General features: G+C 29.8%; 4 protein-coding genes and 1 pseudogene. All 5 read left to right on the plus strand.

The genetic code is table 11. The features are described from left to right. On the plus strand, positions 1–699 hold a 699-nt coding region (locus tag MR593_RS00450), incomplete at its 5' end, for a hypothetical protein (RefSeq protein WP_442908390.1). After that, on the plus strand, positions 683–2,641 hold the full coding sequence (gene tetB(P), locus MR593_RS00455) for a tetracycline resistance ribosomal protection protein TetB(P) (RefSeq protein WP_006440995.1): 1,959 nt from the start codon (positions 683–685) through the stop codon (positions 2,639–2,641). The genes MR593_RS00450 and tetB(P), both read left to right, overlap by 17 nt. Before the next feature lie 191 nt (positions 2,642–2,832). Next, positions 2,833–3,111, plus strand: a complete 279-nt coding sequence (locus tag MR593_RS00460; RefSeq protein ID WP_035284861.1) for a hypothetical protein — start codon at positions 2,833–2,835, stop codon at positions 3,109–3,111. 416 nt (positions 3,112–3,527) lie between these two features. Further along, on the plus strand, positions 3,528–3,665 hold the full coding sequence (scfA, locus tag MR593_RS00465) for a six-cysteine ranthipeptide SCIFF (RefSeq protein ID WP_290685723.1): 138 nt from the start codon (positions 3,528–3,530) through the stop codon (positions 3,663–3,665). Between the two features lie 77 nt (positions 3,666–3,742). Continuing rightward, a pseudogene (locus tag MR593_RS00470) lies at positions 3,743–3,992 on the plus strand (thioether cross-link-forming SCIFF peptide maturase); the annotation flags it as partial.

Below are 3,992 nucleotides of genomic sequence, written 5' to 3' on the forward strand. Positions count from 1 at the left end.
TCTGCTCCAGAGGATTTAAATACTTTTAAAAAGATGGGATATACCTTTAAATCTGGTCTTAAATTTATAAAAAATAAACCTATAATTATAATTTTGCTTTCAGTAACTTTATTTTATGGATTATCCAGTGAAGGTTATGATAGACTTTCTAATATGCATTTTTTACAAGATACTATGCTTCCTAAACTTGGAAACCTTAAACCAGTGACTTGGTTCGGAATTTTTGGAATTGCAGGAATGATATTGAGTGCTATAGTAATGCATTTTATGGAAAAGAAGCTTAAGGATGATGATAAGAATAAAAATGGAAAGCTGTTATTATGTATAAATATATTTTATATATCATTTATGTTCATATTTGCTATTACAAAAAGATTTAACTTAATGCTAATAGCTTATTTAGCGACAAGTACCTTTAGAACTATAAATGAACCTATATTTAGTGCATGGCTTAATGGACATATAGATGACAAGGCCAGATCTACTGTACTTTCTATAAATGGACAAATAAATTCCTTAGGTCAAATTTTAGGTGGACCAATTATAGGAATCATAGCTACAAATATTTCAGTGAGTATGGGTATAGCATGTACTTCGTTATTAGTAACACCGGTATTAGTGTTATATATTGTTGCTATGATAATGGATAAAAAGGTGGTTGATAGAGTTGGAGGTATTGATTATGAAGAAAATAATTAATATAGGAATCGTAGCACACGTGGATGCAGGAAAAACAACTATAACAGAAAACTTATTATATTATAGTGGAGCTATAAAATCAGTTGGAAGAGTTGATTTAGGCAATACACAGACGGATTCTATGGAGCTTGAGCGTAAGAGAGGGATTACCATTAAATCATCAACCATATCTTTTAATTGGAATAATGTCAAGGTTAATATTGTTGATACTCCAGGACATGTGGATTTTATTTCGGAAGTTGAACGTTCATTAAGTGTTTTAGATGGAGCGATACTAGTTATATCAGGAGTAGAGGGTATTCAGTCACAAACAAGAATATTATTTGAGACATTAAAGGAGTTAAACATTCCAACAATAATTTTTGTAAATAAGCTAGATAGAATTGGGGCAAATTTCAATAAAGTATTTGAAGATATAAAGAAGAATATGTCCAATAAAGTAGTTAGATTACAAGAAGTATATGATGTAGGAAGCAAAGCTGTTTATATAAAAAAACTATTTGATACATGCATGATAAATGATGATGCTATTGATGTTTTATCAGACTTAGACGAAGCATTTTTAGAAAGATATATTGGTGGAATAGAACCTGATAAAGAAGAAATACAAGAAAAGCTTTCATTATATGCAAGTGAAGGAAGTCTATATCCAGTATTTTGTGGTGCGGCAGCAATTGGACTTGGAGTTGAAGACTTATTAGATGGAATTTGTAGTTATTTTCCATTTGCAGGTGATGATTGTGAAAGTGATTTATCTGGAGTAGTATTTAAAATCGAAAGAACAAGTAAAAATGAAAAGAAGGTTTATGTAAGATTATTTGGAGGAAAAATATCTGTAAGAGATAAAATTCAAGTACCTAATAAGGAGATAGCAGAAAAAGTAAAGAAAATTAATAGGTTAGAAAATGGGGGAGTTGTTGAAGCACAGAGGATAGAAGCAGGGGATATAGGTATTTTATATGGACTTACAAGTTTCCAAGTGGGAGATGTTATTGGAATTTCAAATGATAAAATTAAAAATATATCTATAGCTAAACCAGCATTAAAAACAACAATTTCTGCAATTGATAAAGAAAAAAATCCAGAGCTATTTAAAGCATTAACATTACTTGCAGAGGAAGATCCACTACTAGAATTAGAGATGAATGACATAGATAAAGAAATTTATGTCAACTTATTCGGTGAAGTTCAAATGGAAATACTAAGTTCCATGTTAGATGATTTATATGGAATAAAAGTAGAGTTTTCGAATATTGAGACTATCTATAAGGAAACACCTAAAGGTTTTGGAGCGTCAATAATGCATATGCAGGAAGACTTAAATCCATTTTGGGCGACAGTAGGCTTAGAAATAGAACCAGCAGGGAGAGGCGAAGGTCTTAGGTATATTTCTAATGTTTCAGTAGGGTCATTGCCAAAATCTTTTCAAAATGCAATTGAAGAAGCAGTTATTAAGACAAGTAAACAAGGATTATTTGGATGGGAGGTTACAGATGTAAAAGTCACTCTTAGCTGTGGTGAATTTTTTAGTCCAGCCAGCACTCCAGCAGATTTTAGAAATGTGACACCTATGGTATTCATGGAAGCATTATATAAAGCACAAACTGTTTTATTAGAGCCATTACATGAGTTTGAGTTAAAGATTCCTCAAAATGCTTTAAGCAAAGCGGTATGGGATTTAGAAACTATGAGGGCAACCTTTGATAATCCTATTGTTATAGGGGATGAATTCTCAATAAAGGGATTAATTCCAGTAGAAAATTCAAAAGAATATAAAATGAAAATAGCTTCATATACAGAAGGTAGAGGAATGTTTGTGACAAAATTTTATGGGTATAAGGAAGCTTCAGCTGAATTTTCAAAAGCACGCAAAAAAACAACGTATGATCCATTGAATAAAAAAGAGTATTTGCTTCATAAACTAAACGCAATTAGAGATTAAATTTAAATAGATAAGTTAAATTTTTATATGTAGGATTTAAATATAAGACATTCAAAGCCTAAAAGTAAAGGAAGGGTCGTCTGAAGAAGATGAAGACCCTTCCTTTTTTCATGTTACTATGCTTAATTGTAAGTGCTTGAAATTTGTAATATAATGTAAATAAAGTTTTTAATAATAAGGGGACGGCACAAATGAAAATCGACTTTAAAATAACAAAAGATGACTATATAAGCTTCAATTTACATCATTTAGAAAACTCGAAATCACAGAAAAGTACATTTAACATACTTAGATATGCTGTACCCATAATACTTTCTATACCAATCTACTTTACAGGAACGGGGATATTTAATCAACCGAGTATATATTGGATTATAGTAGCGATAGTTTTTTTAGTCATTTGGATTTTAACATATCCTAAGCAATACAAAAAATTAGTAGCTAAAGAAACTGATAAACTCATAAGTTAAGGAGATAATTCATCAATATTTGGAAGTAAGACTTTAGAAATTATTGATGGGACAATAGTAGTAAAAGGGGATTCTATATCAGAAACAGTATCGTTAGAAAGTATAAAAGATGTAAAAGTTTACGAAGATATGATCCTTATATATAAGTGGATTTGTAGCTCATATAATTCCAAGGAGATATTTAGATAAAGAAATAGAGAAAGAACTTATGAAAGAGCTTAAAAAATATAAGGCTTTAGAACAATTAAAGTAAAACGTGCTCCTTTGGAGGTGTAACGGAGAACCTTATCATAAGTAAATTATGCGGTTTTTTAGATAATATTTTCCACAATATATGAATATTAGGAAAAGTAACTTTATTTAGTAAATTATATATGATAAAATATCAAGGTATTATTTATTGGAGGTGATTTAGTATGAAACATATAAAAACAATAAACAAAACAAACATTAAAGATAGCTTAAAGAAACCAGGATGTAAAGAATGTGCAAACTCTTGCCAATCTGCTTGTAAAACATCTTGTACAGTAGCTAATTTAAAATGTGAAATATAATTAACAGGGCTGTTGAAATATATACATATATATATTTCAACAGCTTTTGATTTGTTTTTATATACGGAGGAGATAAAATGAGTTTAGTTCATAAATTTAAACAAGGTGAAAATTACTTTGTATTAGATGTAAATACAGGATCTGTTCATATAGTAGATGAACTAGTTTATGATTTAATCGATGATGACAGTTTAAGACCAAAGGAGGCGCTTATAGCTGAATTCGGCGATAAATACAAAGCAGATATTATATCAGAAGCCTATGATGAAATAAAAACATTAATAGATGAAGAAATATTATATACAGAAGATCCATACGAAGAAATAG

Source organism: Intestinibacter sp., from assembly GCF_022780145.1.
GTDB lineage: Bacteria > Bacillota > Clostridia > Peptostreptococcales > Peptostreptococcaceae > Intestinibacter.